This is a genomic window from Streptomyces sp. NPDC029296, assembly GCF_055569255.1.
In genome coordinates this window covers 57,099-79,117 of record NZ_JBVHXT010000008.1, presented here as the reverse complement: position 1 = coordinate 79,117, position 22,019 = coordinate 57,099, and the positions used below count along the sequence as shown (strand labels likewise).

General features: G+C 72.6%; 16 protein-coding genes and 1 tRNA gene. 7 read left to right on the top strand and 10 right to left on the bottom strand.

Annotated features, from left to right (window positions below; all coding sequences use genetic code 11):
* The first annotated feature begins 279 nt into the window (after positions 1 to 279).
* Entirely contained in the window at positions 280 to 3,012 is a 2,733-nt protein-coding gene (gene ppc / locus ACZ4W9_RS09185; RefSeq protein ID WP_467934289.1) for a phosphoenolpyruvate carboxylase, read from the top strand.
* 74 nt (positions 3,013 to 3,086) lie between these two features.
* Here ppc and ACZ4W9_RS09180 read toward each other — a convergent pair whose 3' ends face one another.
* From ACZ4W9_RS09180 to ACZ4W9_RS09150, 7 genes are all read right to left on the bottom strand, one after another.
* Positions 3,087 to 3,593: a hypothetical protein gene (locus ACZ4W9_RS09180; RefSeq protein ID WP_467934288.1), complete on the bottom strand. Its 507-nt coding sequence runs from the start codon at positions 3,591 to 3,593 to the stop codon at positions 3,087 to 3,089.
* Positions 3,594 to 3,645: 52 nt separating this feature from the next.
* Positions 3,646 to 4,248, bottom strand: a complete 603-nt coding sequence (gene pth / locus ACZ4W9_RS09175) for an aminoacyl-tRNA hydrolase (RefSeq protein WP_467934286.1) — start codon at positions 4,246 to 4,248, stop codon at positions 3,646 to 3,648.
* 71 nt (positions 4,249 to 4,319) lie between these two features.
* Entirely contained in the window at positions 4,320 to 4,910 is a 591-nt protein-coding gene (locus tag ACZ4W9_RS09170; RefSeq protein ID WP_467934285.1) for a 50S ribosomal protein L25/general stress protein Ctc, read from the bottom strand.
* Positions 4,911 to 5,115: 205 nt separating this feature from the next.
* Positions 5,116 to 6,096: a ribose-phosphate diphosphokinase gene (locus tag ACZ4W9_RS09165; protein ID WP_467934284.1), complete on the bottom strand. Its 981-nt coding sequence runs from the start codon at positions 6,094 to 6,096 to the stop codon at positions 5,116 to 5,118.
* Between the two features lie 154 nt (positions 6,097 to 6,250).
* Positions 6,251 to 7,699, bottom strand: coding sequence for a bifunctional UDP-N-acetylglucosamine diphosphorylase/glucosamine-1-phosphate N-acetyltransferase GlmU (gene glmU / locus ACZ4W9_RS09160; protein WP_467934282.1), 1,449 nt, complete (start codon positions 7,697 to 7,699; stop codon positions 6,251 to 6,253).
* A gap of 117 nt (positions 7,700 to 7,816) precedes the next feature.
* A tRNA-Gln gene (locus ACZ4W9_RS09155) sits at positions 7,817 to 7,888 on the bottom strand.
* A gap of 29 nt (positions 7,889 to 7,917) precedes the next feature.
* Positions 7,918 to 8,775, bottom strand: coding sequence for a hypothetical protein (locus tag ACZ4W9_RS09150; RefSeq protein ID WP_467934281.1), 858 nt, complete (start codon positions 8,773 to 8,775; stop codon positions 7,918 to 7,920).
* A 166-nt stretch (positions 8,776 to 8,941) separates the two neighbouring features.
* Here ACZ4W9_RS09150 and ACZ4W9_RS09145 point away from each other — a divergent pair, with 166 nt between their 5' ends.
* On the top strand, positions 8,942 to 10,273 hold the full coding sequence (locus tag ACZ4W9_RS09145) for a sensor histidine kinase (protein ID WP_467934279.1): 1,332 nt from the start codon (positions 8,942 to 8,944) through the stop codon (positions 10,271 to 10,273).
* A 63-nt stretch (positions 10,274 to 10,336) separates the two neighbouring features.
* Here ACZ4W9_RS09145 and ACZ4W9_RS09140 read toward each other — a convergent pair whose 3' ends face one another.
* A complete protein-coding gene (locus ACZ4W9_RS09140) occupies positions 10,337 to 10,831 on the bottom strand; it encodes an SUKH-3 domain-containing protein (RefSeq protein WP_467934278.1) in 495 nt (164 codons plus the stop codon).
* Positions 10,832 to 10,877: 46 nt separating this feature from the next.
* Positions 10,878 to 11,393 (bottom strand): YwqJ-related putative deaminase, encoded by a 516-nt coding sequence (locus tag ACZ4W9_RS09135; protein WP_467934276.1) that lies wholly within the window; start codon positions 11,391 to 11,393, stop codon positions 10,878 to 10,880.
* Between the two features lie 311 nt (positions 11,394 to 11,704).
* On the opposite strand from ACZ4W9_RS09135, the gene ACZ4W9_RS09130 reads away from it, so the two are divergent.
* From ACZ4W9_RS09130 to ACZ4W9_RS09120, 3 genes are all read left to right on the top strand, one after another.
* Complete coding sequence (locus ACZ4W9_RS09130; protein WP_467934275.1) at positions 11,705 to 12,700, top strand: SMI1/KNR4 family protein; 996 nt, start codon at positions 11,705 to 11,707, stop codon at positions 12,698 to 12,700.
* A gap of 10 nt (positions 12,701 to 12,710) precedes the next feature.
* Positions 12,711 to 15,515 carry an SUKH-4 family immunity protein gene (locus ACZ4W9_RS09125; protein ID WP_467934273.1) on the top strand — a complete coding sequence of 935 codons (2,805 nt, stop codon included), beginning with the start codon at positions 12,711 to 12,713 and terminating at the stop codon, positions 15,513 to 15,515.
* Positions 15,516 to 15,721: 206 nt separating this feature from the next.
* Positions 15,722 to 16,609, top strand: a complete 888-nt coding sequence (locus ACZ4W9_RS09120) for a cellulose-binding protein (protein ID WP_467934272.1) — start codon at positions 15,722 to 15,724, stop codon at positions 16,607 to 16,609.
* A 27-nt stretch (positions 16,610 to 16,636) separates the two neighbouring features.
* On the opposite strand, the gene ACZ4W9_RS09115 is transcribed toward ACZ4W9_RS09120, so the two are convergent.
* A complete protein-coding gene (locus ACZ4W9_RS09115) occupies positions 16,637 to 18,133 on the bottom strand; it encodes an MFS transporter (RefSeq protein ID WP_467934271.1) in 1,497 nt (498 codons plus the stop codon).
* Between the two features lie 444 nt (positions 18,134 to 18,577).
* Here ACZ4W9_RS09115 and ACZ4W9_RS09110 point away from each other — a divergent pair, with 444 nt between their 5' ends.
* On the top strand, positions 18,578 to 19,366 hold the full coding sequence (locus ACZ4W9_RS09110; RefSeq protein WP_467934269.1) for an ABC transporter ATP-binding protein: 789 nt from the start codon (positions 18,578 to 18,580) through the stop codon (positions 19,364 to 19,366).
* A complete protein-coding gene (locus ACZ4W9_RS09105; protein WP_467934268.1) occupies positions 19,363 to 21,942 on the top strand; it encodes an ABC transporter permease in 2,580 nt (859 codons plus the stop codon). Before ACZ4W9_RS09110 ends, ACZ4W9_RS09105 begins: the two co-directional genes overlap by 4 nt.
* The last annotated feature ends 77 nt before the right edge of the window (positions 21,943 to 22,019 follow it).

Genomic DNA, 22,019 nt, shown 5'->3' with positions numbered 1-22,019 from the left:
TCGGATGCCGGGGGCCGCCGGGACCGGGCGGGACTCGACGGCGCTTCCCTACGGTTCCGTAACCTACGGCATCGTAAGTATGGCAGCGCGTCACGCCGCGGCAAGAGCCCCAGACCCTGCGCGTCCACATCGCCACCTATCCTTGGAACCGGTCGGACAGCGCGGTCCGCTGAAGTTTCCTTCCCGGACGCCACGGCCCGTATGCGGCGCCCCGCCGCGCGCGGTGGCCGGCCGGGTTCCCCGCCAGCCGAGCTTCAACACTGCAAGGAGCCGCAACCTGTGAGCAGTGCCGACGACCAGACCACCACAACCGGCAGCGAGCTGCGCGCCGACATCCGCCGGCTGGGCGACCTCCTGGGCGAGACCCTCGTCCGGCAGGAGGGCCCCGAACTCCTCGAACTGGTCGAGAAGGTCCGCCGCCTCACCCGCGAGGACGGCGAAGCCGCCGCCGAGCTGCTGCGTGGCACCGAACTGGAGACCGCGGCCAAGCTGGTCCGCGCCTTCTCCACCTACTTCCACCTCGCCAACGTCACCGAGCAGGTGCACCGCGGCCGCGAGCTGCGCGCCCGCCGCGCCGCCGAGGGCGGCCTGCTCTCCCGCACCGCCGACCGGCTCAAGGACGCCGACCCCGAGCACCTGCGCCAGGCCGTGCAGAACCTCAACGTCCGCCCGGTCTTCACCGCCCACCCCACCGAGGCCGCCCGCCGGTCCGTCCTCAACAAGCTGCGGCGCATCGCGGCCCTCCTGGACACCCCCGTCCTCGACACCGACCGGCGCCGCCACGACGTCCGCCTCGCCGAGAACATCGACCTCGTCTGGCAGACAGACGAGCTGCGCGTCGTACGCCCCGAACCCTCCGACGAGGCCCGCAACGCCATCTACTACCTGGACGAACTGCACGCCGGCGCCGTCGGCGACGTCCTGGAGGACCTGACCGCGGAACTGGAACGCGTCGGCGTCAAGCTCCCCGACGACACCCGCCCGCTCACCTTCGGCACCTGGATCGGCGGCGACCGCGACGGCAACCCCAACGTCACCCCCCAGGTCACCTGGGACGTCCTCATCCTCCAGCACGAACACGGCATCAACGACGCCCTGGAGATGATCGACGAGCTGCGCGGCCTGCTCTCCAACTCCATCCGCTACACCGGAGCCACCGAAGAGCTGCTGGACTCCCTCAAGACCGACCTGGAGCTGCTCCCCGAGATCAGCCCCCGCTACAAGCGCCTGAACGCCGAGGAGCCCTACCGGCTCAAGGCCACCTGCGTCCGGCAGAAGCTGGTCAACACCAAGCGGCGCCTCGCCAAGGGCACCCCCCACGAGGACGGCCGCGACTACCTCGGCACCGGCGAGCTGCTGAACGACCTCAGGATCATCCAGGCCTCCCTGCGCGAACACCGCGGCGGCCTGTTCGCCGACGGCCGCCTGGCCCGCACCATCCGCACCCTGGCCGCCTTCGGCCTCCAGCTCGCCACCATGGACGTCCGCGAGCACGCCGACGCCCACCACCACGCCCTCGGCCAGCTCTTCGACCGGCTCGGCGAGGAGTCCTGGCGCTACGCCGACATGCCCCGCGAGTACCGGGCCAAGCTCCTCGCCAAGGAACTGCGCTCCAGGAGGCCGCTCGCCCCGAGCCCGGCCCCCGTCGACGCCGCCGGCGAGAAGACCCTCGGCGTCTTCCAGACGGTCCGGAAGGCCCTGGAGGTCTTCGGCCCCGAGGTCATCGAGTCCTACATCATCTCCATGTGCCAGGGCGCCGACGACGTCTTCGCCGCCGCCGTCCTCGCCCGCGAGGCCGGCCTCCTCGACCTGCACGCCGGCTGGGCGAAGATCGGCATCGTCCCGCTGCTGGAGACCACCGACGAACTGAAGGCCGCCGACACCATCCTGGAGGACATGCTCTCCGACCCGTCCTACCGGCGCCTGGTCGCGCTGCGCGGGGACGTCCAGGAGGTCATGCTCGGCTACTCCGACTCCTCCAAGTTCGGCGGCATCACCACCAGCCAGTGGGAGATCCACCGCGCCCAGCGCCGGCTGCGCGACGTCGCCCACCGCTACGGCGTCCGCCTGCGCCTCTTCCACGGCCGCGGCGGCACCGTCGGCCGCGGCGGCGGCCCCTCCCACGACGCCATCCTCGCCCAGCCCTGGGGCACCCTGGAGGGCGAGATCAAGGTCACCGAGCAGGGCGAGGTCATCTCCGACAAGTACCTCATCCCCTCCCTCGCCCGGGAGAACCTGGAACTGACGGTCGCGGCCACCCTGCAGGCCTCCGCCCTGCACACCGCGCCCCGCCAGTCCGACGAGGCCCTCGCCCGCTGGGACGCGGCCATGGACGTCGTCTCCGACGCCGCCCACGCCGCCTACCGGCGCCTCGTCGAGGACCCGGACCTGCCCACGTACTTCCTCGCGTCGACCCCGGTCGACCAGCTCGCCGACCTGCACCTGGGCTCCCGGCCCTCCCGCCGCCCCGGCTCCGGCGTCTCGCTCGACGGCCTGCGCGCCATCCCGTGGGTGTTCGGCTGGACCCAGTCCCGGCAGATCGTCCCCGGCTGGTTCGGCGTCGGCTCCGGCCTGAAGGCCCTGCGCGAGGCCGGCCTGGACACCGTCCTCGACGAGATGCACCAGCAGTGGCACTTCTTCCGCAACTTCATCTCCAACGTCGAGATGACCCTCGCCAAGACGGACCTGCGGATCGCCCAGCACTACGTCGACACCCTCGTCCCCGACCAGCTCCGCCACGTCTTCGACACCATCAAGGCCGAACACGAGCTGACCGTCGCCGAGGTCCTGAAGGTCACCGGCGAGAAGGAACTGCTGGACGCCCAGCCCGTCCTCAAGCAGACCTTCGCCATCCGCGACGCCTACCTGGACCCCATCTCCTACCTCCAGGTCGCCCTGCTCAAGCGGCAGCGCGACGCCGCCGCGGCCGGCGTCAACCCCGACCCGCTGCTCTCCCGCGCCCTGCTCCTCACCGTCAACGGCGTGGCGGCCGGCCTGCGCAACACCGGCTGACCCCCGCCGGAAAAGGGTGCCCCCGGGATCGTACGACCCCGGGGGCACCCCCGTTTCCCCGGCTCGACGCGCGCTCAGCGCACCGCCACGAACGCCGCCGTCAGCAGCCCCGCGCCGGCCAGCCCCAGCACCCACGCCGGACGCGCCAGCCGCATCCCGCCCGCGACCACCACCGACGCCAGCAGCAGCGCCCCGCCCAGCGGCAGCCAGGCCAGCAGAATCCCCGCCGCACCGGACCGCACCGCCTCCCCCGTGCCCGGCTTCAGCACCACGTCGTACGTCGCCCCCGTACGCACCGCCACGGACCTCGCCAGCTCCACGCGGGCCCGTGCCCGCCCCCCGGCCGACGCCGGCGTGAACGGCCCCGTACAGGCGTCCCCGGCACACCGCGTCACCTTCACCGTCCCGGACTCACGCCCCTTCGCCAGCAGCACGTGCTGCGCGGTCCCCCAGGAACCCCACACCCCGGCGAACAGGATCAGCGCGGCGAGCGCTCCCATCGCGGCGACCCGGCCGAACCGCAGCGCGGTCCCGGACGCCCGACGAGCGGTACGGACGGTGGCAGGCATGGCCGGGATCATTGGCCATACCCCTACGGCCGGTCAACTCCGGTGGGCGGCCCGACCGGACACGTCAGGAGTTGTACGCGCTCTGCGCCCGCTCCAGCCCCTCCGCCACCAGACACTCCACCGCGTCCGCCGCACGGTCCACGAAGAAGTCCAGCTCCTTGCGCTCCGCCGACGCGAAATCCTTCAGCACGAAATCGGCCACCTGCATCCGCCCCGGCGGCCGGCCGATCCCGAACCGCACCCGGTGGTAATCCGGCCCCATCGCCTTCGTCATCGACTTCAGGCCGTTGTGCCCGTTGTCCCCGCCGCCCAGCTTCAGCCGCAGCGTGCCGTAGTCGATGTCCAGCTCGTCATGGACCGCCACGATGTTCCCCACCGGAACCTTGTAGAAGTCCCGCAGCGCGTTCACCGGACCACCGGACAGATTCATGAACGACATCGGCTTCGCCAGGATCACCCGACGGCTCGCCGGCCCGGCCGGGCCGATCCGCCCCTCCAGCACCTGCGCCTGCGCCTTGCCCGCCCGCTTGAACTTCCCCCCGATCCGCTCCGCGAGCAGGTCCGCCACCATGAAACCGGCATTGTGCCGGTTCATCGCGTACTCCGGCCCCGGATTGCCGAGCCCGACGATCAGCCAGGGCGCACTGGCGGGAGTGGTCACGTCCATCTCTCCTTGATACGCGCCAGCCGCTGCCCCCCCGGGGGAAACAGCGGCTGACGAAACGACGACTACGAGGATCAGGCCTCGGCGGACTCACCCTCGGCGGACTCGCCCTCGGACTCCTCGGCCTGGGCGGCCAGGACCTGAAGGACGACCGTGTCCTCCTCGACGGCCAGCGTGGTGCCGGCCGGCAGGGGGATGTCCTTGGCGAGGACGGAGGCACCGGCCGCCAGGCCCTCGACGGACACGGTGACCGACTCCGGGATGTGCGTGGCCTCGGTCTCGACCGGCAGCGCGTTCAGCACGTGCTCCAGCAGGTTGCCGCCGGGCGCCAGCTCACCCTCGGTGTGCACGAAGATGTCGACGTTGACCTTCTCGCCACGCTTGACCAGCAGCAGGTCCACGTGCTCCAGGAAACCCTTCAGCGGGTCACGCTGCACGGCCTTCGGGATCGCCAGCTCGTTGGACTTGCCGTCGATGTCCAGGGAGATCAGGACGTTCGGCGTGCGCAGCGCCAGCAGCAGCTCGTGACCCGGCAGGGTCAGGTGCACCGGCTCGGTGCCGTGGCCGTACAGAACGACCGGCACCTTGTTGTCACGGCGGATGCGACGGGCCGCACCCTTGCCGAACTCGGTGCGGGTCTCGGCGGCGAGCTTCACCTCGGACATATGGATCACTCCTCGTAGGAACTCGGAACGGACGTGGTCACCCGGCCACGAACGGCCTGCTACGAAGAGCGCGTCGATAACGGACCGCCGTATTCGCAGACGCGAGTACGGCCTCCCTCGCCGAGCAACTCAGGCAGTCTACTCGGAGGGGGAGGCCGCACCCAAAAGGATCACCACCGGCCCGCACCACGGACCGGCAGAAACCTCACTGCTCGTCGAACAGGCTCGTCACCGAACCATCCTCGAACACCTCACGCACCGCACTCGCGATCGTCGGAGCGATCGACAGCACCGTGATCTTGTCCAGATCCCGGCCCAGCTCCCCCGGCGTCGGCAGCGTGTTCGTGAACACGAACTCACTCACCCGCGAGTTCTTCAGCCGGTCCGCCGCCGGACCCGACAGCACACCGTGCGTCGCCGTCACGATGACATCCTCCGCACCGTGCGCGAACAGCGCGTCCGCCGCGGCACAGATCGTGCCACCCGTGTCGATCATGTCGTCCACGAGCACACACACGCGACCCTCGACCTCGCCCACCACCTCGTGGACCGTCACCTGGTTCGCCACGTCCTTGTCACGCCGCTTGTGCACGATCGCCAGCGGCGCACCGAGCCGGTCACACCACCGGTCCGCCACCCGCACCCGGCCCGCGTCCGGCGACACCACCGTCAGCTTCCGCCGGTCCACCTTCCGCCCCACGTAGTCCGCCAGCAGCGGCAGCGCGAACAGATGGTCCACCGGACCGTCGAAGAAGCCCTGGATCTGATCCGTGTGCAGGTCCACCGTCAGAATCCGGTCGGCACCCGCCGTCTTCATCATGTCCGCGATCAGACGCGCCGAAATCGGTTCACGACCCCGGTGCTTCTTGTCCTGCCGCGCGTAACCGTAGAACGGCACGATGACGGTGATCGACCGCGCCGAAGCCCGCTTCAGCGCGTCGATCATGATCAGCTGCTCCATGATCCACTTGTTGATCGGAGCCGTGTGGCTCTGAATCAGGAAGCAGTCCGCACCACGCGCCGACTCCTGGTAACGGACATAGATCTCACCGTTCGCGAAGTCGAAGGCCTTCGTCGGGACGACCCCGACACCCAGCTGCTGGGCGACCTCCTCGGCAAGCTCGGGGTGGGCGCGGCCGGAGAAGAACATCAACTTCTTCTCGCCGGTCGTCTTGATCCCGGTCACAGCACAGTCTCCTCAGAGGTTGTCTCAGCCAGCCGGCTGCTCTACGACCTCTCGGCTGGGCAGGAGAGGCCGAATCAGCTGGTAAGGGTGCGGGGTGCACACGTGCGGATGTGCACTTATCACGGTACGCCGTGTTTGGCGCACACGTTTCCGGTCAGTCCTCGCTCTCGCCCCGCCGGGACACCGCCTCGGCCGCCTTCGCCGCCGCGCTCCCCGGCCGCTTCCGGGCCACCCAGCCCTCGATATTCCGCTGCTGACCACGGGCCACGGCCAGCGAACCCGGCGGCACGTCCTTCGTGATCACCGACCCGGCGGCGGTGTAGGCACCGTCCCCGACCGTGACAGGTGCCACAAACATGTTGTCCGAACCGGTCCGGCAGTGCGACCCGATCGTCGTGTGATGCTTGTCCTGCCCGTCATAGTTCACGAACACGCTCGCCGCGCCGATGTTCGTGTACTCACCGATCGTCGCGTCCCCGACATACGACAGGTGAGGCACCTTCGTGCCCTCCCCGATCGACGCGTTCTTCGTCTCGACGTACGTCCCGATCTTGCCCTTCGCACCCAGCCGGGTACCGGGCCGCAGATACGCGTACGGCCCCACGCTCGCCCCCTCACCGATCCGGGCCCCGTCGGACACCGTGTTGTCCACCCGCGCCCCCGCGCCCACGTGCGTGTCCTTCAGCCGGCTGTTCGGACCGACCTCGGCACCCTCGCCCAGATGCGTGGACCCGGTCAGCTGCGTCCCCGGATGCACCACGGCGTCCCGCTCGAACGTCACCGTCACGTCCACCCAGGTGGTGGCCGGGTCGACCACCGTCACCCCGTCCAGCATCGCCCGCGTCAGCAGCCGGTCGTTCAGGATGCGGCGCGCCTCGGCGAGCTGCACCCGGTTGTTGATCCCCGCGATCTCCCGGTGATCGGCCGCGACCGACGCGCCCACCCGGTGCCCGGCGTCCCGCAGGATCCCGAGCACGTCCGTCAGGTACTCCTCGCCCTGGCTGTTGTCCGTGCGCACCTTCTTCAGCGCGTCCGCCAGCAACTGCCCGTCGAACGCGAACACCCCGCTGTTGATCTCCCGGACCGACCGCTGGGCGTCCGTCGCGTCCTTGTGCTCCACGATCGCCGTGACGGCACCCGTGGCCTCGTCCCGCACGATCCGGCCGTAACCGGTGGCGTCCGGCACCTCGGCGGTGAGCACCGTGACGGCGTTGCCGTCCGCGTGGTGCGCCTCGGTGAGCCGCCGGAGCGTCTCGGCGGTCAGCAGGGGCGTGTCCCCGCACACGACGACGACGGTGCCGTCCACGGCGCCGCCCAGCTCCTCCAGGCCCATCCGCACCGCGTGCCCGGTGCCGTTCTGCTCCGCCTGCACGGCGGTCCTGGTGTCCGGGTCGAGCTCGGCGAGGTGGGCACCGACCTGCTCGCGGGCGTGGCCGACCACGACGACGAGGTTCCGCGGGGTCAGCGCGCGGGCGGCGGCCAGCACATGGCCGACGAGGGAGCGGCCGCAGATCTCGTGCAGGACCTTCGGTGTGGCCGACTTCATACGGGTGCCCTCACCCGCTGCGAGAACGACGACGGCTGCCGGGCGGATGGCACTCACGGGGTTGCCCTTCGGCTGGGGGTGGGTGGGGGTGACAGCCGCAGGATACCGGGGGGTGGGGTGAGGGATATGGGGGCGGGCCCTGACGGTGGTGTCAGAGCCCGGTGATGGTGTGTGCTCCCCTGCCAGGACTCGAACCTGGAACAAATCATCCAAAGTGACCCGTGTTGCCCATTACACCACAGGGGATTACATAAGCCCCCTAAACGGACATTTCTCTAGTCCGTTGAGGTCGCCGCCACTACTATGCCGCACCACCAGCCTTCGATGCGACGGTACAACTCGGCGCCCTTCAGAACTTTGATCACCAAGCAGCCGCGATAGGCGTCCCCGGTGTTCTTGCGGACCGTCTTGGGGTTGTGCTTCTTGAGTGTGGTCTTGTTGAACGAGGAGGCGTCGGCCCCGACAAGGGCGGCCCAGTAGCGTTCGGCTCCCTCCACGTCGGCGTTCTCGTGGATCATCACGTTGAACCGCAGGCGCTCCCGTTCCACTTGGAGCAGGTCGAGCCACGCCAGAAAGACTTCGATCATCCCTGGGTCGCTGTTCACGAAAGTGACGTTCTCCCGGCGGGCGTACGGCTTGTCCTTGCTGCCCTCGGCCCAGTAGAGGCCTACGCCGACCAGGAACAGTTCGCGTTCCGACAACTCGCCGATCGACCGCCTGGCCGTCTCCTTCACCCGGCGTCGTTCCTCGTCCCGGATGCGCAGCTTCTCCTCCCAGCCCCTGCGGGCGATAGCCGCCGCTTCCTCGCGGGTTCGCCGCCGCTCCGGCCTCGGCAGATCCCGCACCCACAGGGAGATGGAACTCTTCGAGCACCCCAGCTCCGCCTGGATGCGGTCGTACGTCCAGCCCTGGAGCCGCAATTCGCGCGCCCGGTCCCGCAGGTCGTCCTTGGCGTTGGGGCGCTTCGTCCACTCGGGCGGTGGCTCGCCCTCCAGGAGGCGGTTGAGGATGTCGTTGTTGTCGACGTGCAGCCGGTCGCGGATCTGCCGGCGGCTCAGCCCCTCCCGCCGCAACGCCACCGCCCGTTCCCGCAGTCCCTCGAAGTCGGCGTATTTGCCGTACGTCTGTGCCATGGACATACCGTCCGGCCGGAATGAAGGGTTCCGGGGTCGAACGGGTGAGGTTCGCCAGTTCGAGGGATAGGGGGAGGTTTCGAAGGTGTTCGGTTACGGAGTGTGGTGTGTGGGGGGAGGAGAAAGTCACCGGAAAAGCCGCACCCCTCGCCCGTAGGCTGGAGGCATGACCACGACGGGGGAAGACCATGCCAGGGCCCTGACCGGCCCGTGGTGGTGGGCGAGGTGGCGCAGCGCGGCGCTGGACGGCGGTCTGGCGCTGCTGTCCGCGGCGGAGTGCGCGGTGGAGGGGGTGCCGTTCGCCCGGGAGGCGGGGATACCGGCGTGGGTGGGCGTCGTGTTCGGGCTGATCGCCGGTTCGGTGCTGCTGGTGCGCCGGAAGTGGCCGATCGCCGTGGTGCTGGTGGCGATCGCGGTGACGCCGGCCGAGATGGGCTTCCTGATGGGCGTCGTCGGCCTGTACACGCTGGCGTCGTGTGAGCTGCCGCGCCGGGTGATCGGGGCGTTGTCGGGGATGTCGTTGCTGGGTACGGCGGTGGTGACGTTCGTGCGGGTGCGGCAGGACATGGCGCGCGGGGATCTCACGCTGGGTGACTGGTTCCTGCCGTTCGCGGCGGTGACGACGTCGTTGGGGCTGACGGCTCCGCCGGTGCTGCTGGGGTTGTACGTGGGGGCGCGGCGGCGGTTGATGGAGAGCTTGCGGGAGCGGGCGGATTCGCTGGAGCGGGAGCTTCAGCTGCTCGCGGAGCGGGCGGAGGAGCGGGCCGAGTGGGCGCGTGGGGAGGAGCGGACGCGGATCGCGCGGGAGATGCACGACGTGGTGGCGCACCGGGTGAGTCTGATGGTGGTGCACGCGGCGGCGTTGCAGGCGGTGGCGCGGAAGGATCCGGAGAAGGCGGTGCGGAACGCGGCCCTGGTGGGGGACATGGGGCGGCAGGCGTTGACGGAGTTGCGGGAGATGCTCGGGGTGCTGCGGGCGGGTGAGGGTGCGGTGCGGCGTCCGTCGGGGGTGCCGTTGGCCGCGGTGGGGGAGGCGGCCGAGGCGGCGGCGTCCCGGGCGGCGGAGTCCCGTGCGGCGGTGGAGGCGGGGGCGGTGGCGGAGGGGCCGTGTCTGTCGGAGCTGGAGGAGTTGGTCGGGCAGTCGGCGGCCGCGGGGATGGTGGTGGATCTGTCGGTGGAGGGTCGGGTGCGGTCGTATCCGGCGGAGGTCGAGCAGACGGCGTACCGGGTGGTGCAGGAGGCGTTGACGAACGTCCACAAGCACGCGGCGGGTGCGAAGACGTATGTGCGGTTGGCGCACCGGGTGTCGGAGATCGCGATGCAGGTGGAGAACGAGCCGCCGCCGGAGCTGGCGTCGGCGTCGGCGGCGGGGCTGCCGTCGGGTGGGAACGGTCTGGTGGGGATGCGGGAGCGGGTCGTGGCGCTGGGGGGTGTGTTCGTGTCGGGTCCGACGGACGCGGGCGGGTTCCGGGTGTCGGCGGTGATTCCGGCGGTGTGAGCCCTGGGGGGTGTCTGCCGCGGGGTGGGGTGGTGGTGTGCGCCGTGGGGTGTCTGCCGCGGGTCAGCCGGCGGTGAGGCGTACGGGCTGGATGCCGGTGATGAGGGTGGTCAGGGCGTGGTCGATGTCGGGGCCCGCGTACCAGTCGCCGGTGTGGTCGAGGGTGTAGACGCGGCCTTCGGCGTCGATGGCGAGGAGGGCGGCGGTGTCGGTCTCCTCGCCGAGGGGGCACAGTCGGGTGCCGAGGGCGCGGCCGAGGTCGCCGAGGGTGCGGGCGAGGTGGAGGCCGTGCAGGGGGTCGAGGTGGAGGGCGGCGGGGGCGATCTGGCGGCCGGGTCCGGTGGGGGTGATGGTGAGGCCGCCGAATTCGGCCCAGGCCTCGACGGCGGCGGGGAAGACGGTGTGGCGGTGTCCGGCGGGTGAGGCGTGGGCGCGCAGGGCGTCGGCCCAGATCTCGGCCTGCTTGATGTCCCAGCGTCCGGGTTGCCAGCCGGCGGCGCGCAGGGCGGCGTCGACGGGTACGGGGAAGCGCGTGGTGGAGGTGCGGTCGGGGTGCATCTGCCCTTCGTTCGTCGAGCTTGTCGGGTGGTTGGGGCGCGGTGGGTCAGCCGTCGGCCGCGGTGGGGTCGACGATGCGGACGCCGAAGTGGGCGCTGAGGGCGGTGCAGGCGCGGCAGGGGGCGGCGAAGCGGCCGTGCAGGGGGTCGCCGTCCTCGCGTATGCGGCGGGCGGTGAGTTTGGCGTGTTTGAGGGCTTTGCGGGCTTCGCCGTTGCTCATGGGTCTGCGGGCGGCGCGTTTGCTGCGGGCGGCGTCGGCGGTGGTGAGGTGCCGGGAGATGAGGATGGTCTCGGCGCAGCGGCCGGTGAAGCGGTCGCGTTGGGCGCTGGTGAGGGCGTCGAGGAAGTCCTGGACGAGGGGGTGCAGGGCGGGGGGCTGGTCGCCGCGGGCGGCGGTGCAGGTGAGGGTGGTGCCGCGGACGGAGAGGGCGGCGGCGACGGCGGGCAGGATGCCGTCGCGGCGGTGCCGGAGGGTGGGGGTGGGGGGTGTTTCGGTGCCGCTCCAGTCGATGCGAGGGTCGCCGGCCCGCACGTCGGCACCTCCGGTCTGCACGGTGGTCATGATCGTTTCCCTCCCCTGGGGCATCCCCCCGAAGGACTTAGGGTGCCAAATGCCGTGGCTGGTGGGGAAGCTGGGGCGGTGCGACACGCCCGTTCCGGGGCGTGGCGTGACGGTGGGGTGACGTCTGGTCACGGTGGCGGGCCGGGGTGCGGGTGCGGGTGGGGGAGGTATCGGCGGTCGGGGGGCGTGGGCGGGGGTGTGCGGGGTTGCGGTGGGCCGGTGACCGGGGTTCGCGTACCGCATAGGCTGTCGCCATCCGCGATCGACACCGCCGTTTAGGGCCAGAGAGAACGCCGCAGGGGGCATCCGCCATGACGACAGGTCGGCTCGGGCAGCGAGCCGCGCCGCCGAACGCGGCCTATGCCGGGCAGGTCGTGCACTTTCCGGATCCGGTCCGGGCGGCACGTCACCCGAGAGGGGTACGGGTCGACGAGCGCGGTTACCCCGATTTCTCGCCGTACGCGCGCGTGGCGGTGGAGATCGCCGAGCCGCCGGAGGGCTTCGGGGTCGACGAGTTGCGGCTGACGGACTTCGTGTCGGCGAACGCGGCGCTGGCGGCGTCGGGGCACGAGTTGTGGGACACGGTGCCGAATGTGGCGACGCCCCACGGCTGGACGTGGCATCACGTGGCGGGCACCCGGCGGCTGGAGCTGATCCCGGTGGAGGTGAAGGCGCTGCTGAGGCATCACGGCGGGGTGGCGACGGCGCCGGTGGACCATGGCAAGCGGGGGACGCGGCCGTTGCGGGAGTCGCGGCCGGCGCACTTCGCGCTGCCGAAGTCGGGTGTGGCGGTGACGGAGACGCAGGTGCAGGGGATCGAGGAGGACCTGGGCTATCGGCTGCCCGGCGCCTACCGCTCGTTCCTGAAGGCGGCGGGCGGCTGCGCGCCGGTCGGCACCGCGCTGGACGCGGGGCTGGGGCTGCTGGTGGACCAGCCGTTCTTCACGGTGCGGGACGAGGCTGCGGTCAACGACCTGGTGTATGTGAACAAGTGTCTGCGGGACCACCTGACGAAGGATTACCTCGGGGTGGGGTTCGTGCAGGGCGGGCTGCTCGCGGTGAAGGTGAAGGGCGGGCGGGCCGGTTCGGTGTGGTTCTGCGCGTACGACGATGTGCGGGACGTGGATCCGTCGTGGTCGCCGGCGGAGCGGGTGGAGCGTCTGCTGCTGCCGTGCGGTGACGACTTCGACGCGTTCCTGTCCCGGCTGGCCGGCAGTCCGCCGGAGCTGGAGACGGTGGCCGGTCTGATGGTGGACGGCGGTTTCGTCCGGGCCGTCCCGGTGTCGTCCGGACCGGTGGGGGAGTGAGCTGCACGCGATGGTGACGTACGCGCAGGCGCAGGAGCGCGCCGAGGAGTGGATCAACGGCGACGTGCCCGTGTACCAGCACCGTGAGGTGCGGGTGCGGGAGTTCGAGCTGGGGTTCGTGGTGTGGGGCGAGGACCGGGCGGAGGGTCCGCGTGCGGACGCGGGCGGCCAGCGGCTCGTGATCGCCCGGGACAGCGGGGAGGCCACGCTGTGGCCCGCGCTGCCGGTGGGTGAGGTGATCCGCCGGTACGAGGAGGAGTACGGCCGCGCCGACGAGCCGCGGGAGGCGGTGCCGGCGCCGGCGCGGCTGGACCTGAACCAGACGTCGTTCCTGCTGACTCCTCCGGAGTGGCTGCAGGAGGCGGCGGACAAGCTGGGGCCGGGGGAACGGCGAGCGGGGGATCCGGCGGGTCCGGGGGCTCCGGGTGCGGATGCGCCCGGCGCGGCTCCGGTCTCTTCGGGGGCGGGGGTGCCGGGTCCGGGTGCGGCGGGGTCGGGCGGTGGGCCGGCCGCGGGTGGTACGGCGCCGGGTGCGGCGGCCTCCTCCGGTGGGAGCGGGCCGGCCGAGACGTGGGCCGGGGTGCCGACGGGGGCGGCCGGTGGCGCGCCGGGCGCGCCGGGCGCGTCCGGTGCGGCTCCTTTCGCGGAGGTGCCCGTGGGGGCCACGCCGTGGGCCGGGACCGACACGAACGGGGGGTCCGGTGAGGACGACCGGTCCGTGCCGCTGCCCGCGACGGTGTTCGCGCCGCCGTTGAGCGACCCGGACGACGCGCCGCGCTCCCCGTCGGTGGCGGCGGACGCGCCGACGGCACTGATGTCGGGCGGCAGTCAGTTGCCGCCGACGGCGGTCGCACCGGCGCTGGACGTGCCGGACACCCCGTCCGCTGCCGGTGTGCCCGCCGCCGGTCCGGGCACCGCGCCCCCGCCGGCACCGGGCGCGTCGGCGTACGGCCATCCGCGTCCGCAGGCACCCGCGGCGCCGGCTACGCCCGCGCCGGGCGTACCGCCGTACCCCCCGGCGCAGGGCACCGCGCCCCCGCCGGCACCGGGCGCGTCGGCGTACGGCTATCCGCAGCCCCCGGCGGGTCCGGGTGCGCCGGGGCGGCCTCTTGCGCCGCACGCGGGGGACATCGCGGACGCCGCGACGAGCAAGGCGGCGCCGCCGCCGAAGAAGGGGCGCGGGGGAGTGGGCGCGCCGCCTCCGCCTCCGCCGCCGGGTGTTCCGGGTCTGCCGGGCGCACGCCCGGGCGGTGCGACGCCGCCGCCCGCGCCGGGTGCCCCGGCGGGCGGGTACGTGCCGACCCGGCTGGTGTCGGCGCTCGGGCCGGACGGTCCGCAGGGGCAGTCCGGTGCGGGGAGCGCGGAGGGCGCGCAGGCGCCGGGCGCGCCGAACCCGCCTGCCACGCCGCCGGGCGGTGTGCATCAGGCGGCCACCATGCTGGCCGACCCGGGCCGGCCGGGCGGGGGCGCGCCGCGGCCCCCGGCCGGGGCGGGCGTTCCCGGTCCGCAGGGCGTCCAGGGCGCGCAGGGAGCGGCGGGCGCCCCCGGCATGCCTCCGGTGGCGCCCCAGGCGCCGGGTGCCCCCCAGCCTCCTGGGGCACCGCACGCGCCTCAGGCGCCCCATGCCCCGCACGCGGGCGTCCCGGGCGCTCCCGGGGCCGTGCACCACGCCGAGACCGTGCTTTCCGCGCCCCCCGTGGCCGGTCCGGGCGCCGCTCCCCACGGAGCCGGCCCGAACGCCGCGCCTCCGCCCCCGCCGCCCGCCCCCGGTGTGCCGCCCGGTGCGATGCCGCCGCCGGGTGCGCCCGTGCCGGGGCAGGGGTACGGGTATCCGCAGGGGCAGCCGACGGTGGGCCCCGGCTACCAGGCCGTCCTGCGCTACCGCGCGCAGGATGGTTCCGAGCAGCAGCTGATCCGGCGTTCGGCGCCGGGCGTGCCGCACCCGGAGTGGCAGATCTTCCACGAGCTGCGGGCCATGAACGTGCCGCCGGACCAGGTGCTGGAGCTGCACACCGAGTTGGAGTCGTGCGAGCTGCCGGGTGCCTACTGCGCGCGGATGATCCGCGAGCAGTGGCCGCAGGCGCGGATCACGAGCATCGCGCCGTACGGCACGGACCACGCGGGCCGGCGGCAGGGCATGCACCAGTTGCTGGCGCACCAGGGCGAGTTGCACCAGGTGGCGGACGGTCCCGCGCGGCCGGCGCCGGTGCGGGCGCCGCTGCCGCCGGTGCAGGCCGCGCCGCCGGTGCCGCCGGAGGGGGTCGCGCAGGAGCTGGCGGCGGCGTTCGGGCCGGGGATCTTCCGGTTCGAGCAGCAGGCGGTGTCCCGGCAGGGCGTGCCGCCGATCGTGGCGCACACCCTGGTGGTGGCCGGACTCCCGCTGGACATGGGCCCGTTCTTCTGGGCGCAGGCGCAGCCGGGGCGTCCGGTGCCGACGCTGGCGGAGCTGGCGGCCGAGCGCGGGGTGACGGCGGCGCCGGACGCGGGCTCGTACCTGGTGATGGGCACCGACTTCGGCAAGGCCCTCTGTGTGCAGTACGGGACGGCGAACATCGTGGCCGTTCCGGTGGAGGCGGGTCCGGGCGGTGCGCCGGTGCCGCCGCAGTTCGTGAACACCGGGCTGCCGGAGTTCGCGCGCTGTCTGGCGCTGCTGGGCCGGATGTGGCGCCTGAGGTACGGGCTGAACCAGGAGCAGGCGGGCCGCTGGACCGTCGACTTCCAGGCGCAGCTGGCCGCTCTGGACCCGGCGGCGCTCGGTTCGCCGGAGAGCTGGTGGTCGGTGCTGCTGGAGCAGATGTGGGACGGCCTGCTGTAGCCCCTCCCGCGCGGGAGTGTCCCTCGCCTGCCTGCCGTCGGGCCCCTCACGCGTGCGCGTGAGGGGCCCGGTGTGTTGTCGGCGCCCGGGGCTTCCGCGTCCGCGCGTGGTCTGCGGAGTGTCGGACCATGACCGCTTATGTCCGATCCATCAAGATATGCACGAAATCATTCTGTCGTGTAGGTCCGGTGGAGAGGAGTCCCAGGGTGAGCAGCGCGTCGATGCCGCCGCACGGCTTCGCGACCGTCCGGGGGCGCGGCTACCGCCCCGACCAGGTCGACGCCTGCCTGGAGGCGCTGTCCGGGGACCGGGACGCCGCCTGGGAACGGGCCGCCCGGCTGACCGTGCTCGCCAAGGACATGGAGGCCGAGGCGGTACGGCTGCGCGAGGCCGTCGCCCAGCTCGTACCGCAGACGTACGAGACGCTGGGGGAGGGCGCGCAGCGGCTGTTCCAGCGGGTGCAGAACGAGGCGGCGGACCTCAGGGAGCGCACCCGGCGCGCGGCCGAGCGGCAGGTCGCGCGGGCCGAGGCGGAGGCCGAGCGGGTCCGCCGGGAGGCCCGGGAGGCGGCGGACGCCGTCCGGGCGGCGGCCGACGAGCACGCGCGGGGACGGATCCTGGCCGCGCGGGCCGAGGCCAACGGCATCCGCGTCGGGGCCCGGCGCGAGGTGCGGACGGCGCGCATGGAGGCGCTCGCGGTGGTGCGCGAGGCGCGGCAGCGCGCCGCCGGGACGCTCGCCGAACACTCCCGGCGCAACGCCGGGCGCTGGGCGGCGGCCGAACGCGAGGAGGCCGAGCGGGCGGCGGAGCTGGACGCCCGGCACGCCGAGCGGGCGGACCGGGCCGACGCGGCGCTGACGGCGGCCGAGCGGGCGCTCCAGGAAGCCGGGAGGTACGCCCGGCGGTGCGAGGAGGAGGCACGCGCGCGTGCCGCCGGGATCGTCGCGGAGGCGCGGGTGCGCGAGGAGCGCATCGCCCAGGAGACCGAACGGGTGCTGCGCGAGCACGGTGACACCTGGGACGACGTCCAGGCGCACGTGGACTCGGCGCGCGACCGTCTGATGTCGCTGACCGGCAGGGTGGTCACCGAGTAGCCCGGCCGCCCGTCCCGGTGCGCCGGGTCATTCGGGGAGCACCGGGAACCGCCGGGGCGCCACCAGCAGCAGCACCACGAACGCCAGGGCCGCCGCGCACGCCGCGCCGAGGTAGACGGCGTGGACCGCGTCGGCGATGGCCCGCCGGGTCGACTCCGGGGCCGTGCCGGCGTCCAGCGCGCGGGTGACGGAGTCCAGGTCGCCGGCCCCGCCGAGCCGTGTGGCCAGCACCCCGTTGGCGATGGCGCCGAACAGGGACGCGCCGAGGGTCTGGCCGGTCTGCCGGCAGAACAGCACCGAGGCGGTCGTGGTGCCCCGCTCCGACCAGCCCACCGTCGACTGCACCCCGACGATCAGCGGCAGCTGGAACAGGCCCAGCGCGCCGCCGAGCAGCAGCATCAGCAGCGTCGGCTGCCACCAGGACCCGGGGTAGGGCAGGAACGGAAAGACGCTGAGGACGAGCGCGCCGAGGCCGATGCCGAGCAGCGCGGTGTCCCGGAAGCCGATGCGCCGGTAGACGTGCTGGCTGAGCGCGGCGGACACCGGCCAGCTGAGCGTCCACACCGACAGCACGAACCCGGCGGCGACCGGGCCGAGTCCGAGCACCGACTGCGCGTACGTCGGCAGGAACACCGCGGGCGCGACCATCAGCAGCCCGAGTGCGCCGAGCGCCAGGTTGACGGCGGCGATCGTGCGGCGCCGCCACACCCATCCCGGGATGATGGGCTCCGCGGCCCGCCGCTCCACCGCGACCACCACGGCGACCAGGGCGAGGCCCGCGCCGAACAGGGCCAGCGACGGGGCCGACAGCCACGGCCAGGCGACCCCGCCCTGCACCAGCGCGGTCAGCAGCACCCCGCCGCACGCGAACACCGCGAGCGCGCCGGCCCAGTCCACGCGGGCGCGGCGGGCGGTCTCCCGCTCCGGCTCGTGCAGGTGACGCACGATCAGCCACAGGGCGGCGGCGCCGATCGGCAGGTTGATCAGGAAGATCCAGCGCCAGTCGGCGTAGGCGGCGAGCACTCCGCCGAGTCCGGGGCCGGCGACCGCGGAGACCGCCCAGACCGTGGACAGCCGGGACTGGATCTTCGGTCGCTGGGCCAGCGGGTAAAGGTCGGCGGCGAGTGTCTGTATGGTGCCTTGCAACGCCCCGCCCCCCAGGCCCTGGACGATGCGGAACGCGATCAGCGCGGCCATGTTCCAGGCCGTCGCGCACAGCAGCGAGCCCGCCAGGAACACGGCCGCGCCCACCACCAGCACCGGTTTGCGGCCGAAGGTGTCGGAGAGCTTGCCGTAGACGGGGAGCGTGACGGTGACGGCGAGCAGGTAGCCGGAGAACAGCCAGGAGAAGACGGAGAACCCGCCGAGGTCGCCGACGATCTGCGGTACGGCCGTGGAGACGACGGTGGAGTCGAGCGCGGCCAGGGCCATCGCCAGCATCAGCGCGGCCACCACCGCCCCCCGCCGTCGTTCCCCCTGGCCCCGGGCCGTGCCGCCGCGTATCGCGGGTGTCGTACTCCCCACCGTGGATCCCCTCCCCTGCTTCCCGTCGGAAGCTACCCAGGTGCCCCCTGCACCTATGTGTGGGACGACAGCTTTCCACGGCGGGCCGTCCGGGGCCCGGCGCGGCGAAGGGCGGAGGCCGGGCGCGCCGAAGGGTGGAGGAACCCCCGGGATGACTCCACCCGGCGGTGGAGTCCCCCTAGGGGTTCCTCCGTACCCCGGCTCGGGGAGGGGTCGTCCCGGCGGAGGAGGAGCCGGGGCGGGCGCGGTCCTTAACCTGGTCCTACGCCGTCGGGGGGCGGCGGACCGCACCGGCGGGGGTGGGGTTTTCCCCCCGGAAAGAGGGGGCTCCGCACCAGCGCGCGATGCCCTCGCCGACCGCGAGACTCATCGGCGTAGCCAAGACGACGCACCGGCACCACGGGTGCCGCGCACCGACCTGTCGACCGATATAGGAGACATACCGTGACATCGGCTGTGACCATTCCCAGGCACGGGGGTACTGGAGGGCGTACGGCCGTCGCGGCGCGGGCGCGGCAGGTCGTGAAGGCGTACGGGTCGGGGGAGACCCGCGTCGTCGCGCTGAACAGCGTCGACGTGGACATCGCCCGCGGGCGGTTCACCGCGATCATGGGCCCCTCCGGGTCCGGCAAGTCGACCCTGATGCACTGCCTCGCCGGGCTGGACACGGTGACGAGCGGTCAGATCTACCTGGACGAGACCGAGATCACCGGCCTGAAGGACAAGAAGCTGACCCAGCTGCGCCGGGACCGCATCGGCTTTATCTTCCAGGCGTTCAACCTGCTGCCCACGCTGAACGCCGTCGAGAACATCACGCTGCCCATGGACATCGCCGGCCGCAAGCCCGACCGGGCCTGGCTGGACCGGGTGGTGGAGACCGTCGGGCTCGCCGGGCGCCTCAAGCACCGCCCCACCCAGCTCTCCGGCGGCCAGCAGCAGCGCGTCGCCGTGGCCCGCGCCCTCGCCGCCCGCCCGGAGATCATCTTCGGGGACGAGCCGACCGGAAACCTCGACTCGCGCGCGGGCGCCGAGGTGCTGGGCTTCCTGCGCCGCTCGGTGGACGAACTCGGCCAGACCATCGTCATGGTCACCCACGACCCGGTGGCCGCCTCCTACGCCGACCGCGTGCTCTACCTCGCCGACGGCCGCATCGTCGACGAGATGTACCAGCCGACGGCCGAACAGGTCCTGGACCGCATGAAGGACTTCGACGCCCGGGGGCGTACCTCGTGACCGTCCTGAAGACCTCGATGCGCAACTTCCTCGCGCACAAGGGACGCATGGCGCTGTCGGCGGTCGCCGTGCTGCTGTCGGTGGCGTTCGTGTGCGGCACCCTGGTGTTCACCGACACGATGAACACCACCTTCGACAAGCTGTTCCAGGCCACGGCCTCCGACGTCCAGGTCGGCGCCAAGAGCGCCTCCGACACCGGGGAGACCACCTCCCGCACCGGCAAGCCGCCGGTCCTGCGGGCCTCCGTCGTCGGCAAGGTCCGCGGCGCCCGGGGCGTGAAGTCGGCCGAGGGCACGGTCTTCTCCACCTCGGTGACCGTCGTCGACGCGGGCAAGGACAAGCTGTCGCCCGGCAACGGCGGGCCCACCATCGTCGGCAGCTGGAACGGCAACGACGCCCGCACCATGGAGATCACCTCCGGCACCGCGCCCAAGGGCCCGGACCAGGTGATGGTCGACGCCGACACCGCCGACCGGCACGGCCTGAAGCGCGGCGACGACATCGGCCTGATCACGGCCGTCGGCACGCACCACGCGCGCGTGTCCGGCATCGCCGCCTTCAAGGTCACCAACCCCGGCGCGGCGATCTTCTACCTGGACACCCGGACCGCCCAGCGGACCCTCGTCGGCCGCACCGGTGTCTACACCACCGTCAACGTCACCGCCGACCGGGGCGTGAGCGACGAGCAGCTGAAGAAGAACGTCGTCGCCGCCCTCGGGCACGACTACAAGGTGCAGACCGCCAAGGAGGTCGCCGACGCCAACCAGAAGCAGGTCCAGAGCTTCCTGAACGTCATGAAGTACGCGATGCTCGGCTTCGCCGGGATCGCCTTCCTGGTCGGCATCTTCCTGATCATCAACACCTTCTCCATGCTGGTCGCCCAGCGCACCCGGGAGATCGGCCTGCTGCGCGCCATCGGCTCCTCCCGCCGGCAGGTCAACCGGTCGGTGCTGGTCGAGGCGCTGCTGCTCGGCGTGTTCGGCTCCGTGCTCGGCGTCGGCGCGGGCGTCGGCCTCGCCGTCGGCCTGATGAAGCTCATGGGGCGGATGGACATGAAGCTGTCCACCGACGACCTGACGGTGGCCTGGACCACCCCCGCCCTCGGCCTGCTCCTCGGCGTGGTCGTCACCGTCCTCGCCGCCTACCTGCCCGCCCGGCGCGCCGGCAAGGTCTCCCCGATGGCCGCCCTGCGCGACGCCGGCGCCCCCTCCGACGCCCGCTCCGGTGCCGTCCGCGCCGCCCTCGGCCTGCTGCTGACCGCCGCCGGCGCCTGGAGCCTGTACGTCGCCGCCACCACCGAGAAGGCCAAGACCGGCTCCGGCTGGCTGGGCCTGGGCGTGCTGCTCACCCTGATCGGCTTCGTCGTCGTCGGCCCGCTGCTCGCCGGCGCCCTGGTCCGCGTCCTCGGCGCGGTCCTGCTGCGGATCTTCGGGCCCGTCGGCCGGATGGCCGAGCGCAACGCGCTGCGCAACCCGCGCCGCACCGGCGCCACCGGCGCCGCCCTGATGATCGGCCTGGCCCTCGTGGCCTGCCTGTCCGTGGTCGGCTCCTCCATGGTGGCCTCCGCCACCGACCAGCTGGACAAGACCGTCGGCACCGACTTCATCGTCCAGGACGACAACGGGCAGGTCATCACCAAGCAGGCGGTCCAGGCCGTCAAGGACACCCCGGGCCTGGCCCGGGTCACCGAGTACAAGCTCCTGGACGCGGCCCTGACCACGCCGGACGGCCGTACCACCAGGAACGAGACGATCAACGCGGCCGACCCGACGTACGCCCGGGACGTGCGCACCGAGACCGTCGCCGGCAGCCTCGCCGACGCCTACCGGCCGGACTCGATGTCCGTCTTCGAGGGCTTCGCCGCGGACCACGGCATCAAGCTCGGCTCCACGGTCGCCGTCCGCTTCAAGGACGGCGGGACGGCGAAGCTGACCGTCCGCGCGATCACCAGCGACGAGGTCGTCGTCGACAAGGGCGCGATGTACGCCTCCATCGCCACGGTCGCCAAGTACGTCCCCGCCGACCGGATGCCGCTGGACGACCTGGTGTTCGCCACGGCGAAGGACGGCCAGGAGGACGCCGCCTACCAGGCGCTGAAGTCGGCGCTGCACGAGTTCCCGCAGTACACCGTGCGTGACCAGACCGACTACAAGCAGGAACTGAAGGACCAGATCGGCCAGCTGCTGAACATGATCTACGGCCTGCTGGCGCTGGCGATCATCGTCGCGGTCCTCGGCGTGGTGAACACCCTGGCGCTGTCCGTGGTCGAGCGGACCCGGGAGATCGGCCTCATGCGGGCCGTCGGCCTCTCCCGCCGCCAGCTGCGCCGCATGATCCGCCTGGAGTCCGTGGTGATCGCCGTCTTCGGCGCCCTGCTCGGCCTCGGCCTCGGCATGGGCTGGGGTGCCACCGCGCAGAAGCTCCTCGCCCTGGAGGGCCTGACCGTCCTGGACATTCCCTGGCCGACGATCGCCGGGGTGTTCATCGGGTCCGCCTTCGTGGGCCTGTTCGCCGCCCTGGTCCCGGCGTTCCGGGCCGCCCGGATGAACGTGCTGAACGCGATCGCGACCGACTAGCCGCACCGGCCCGGCCCCCGCGCACGGGACCGGGCCGCGTCCGCCGGTGTGCCTCGGCACGGACGCCTTCCACACCC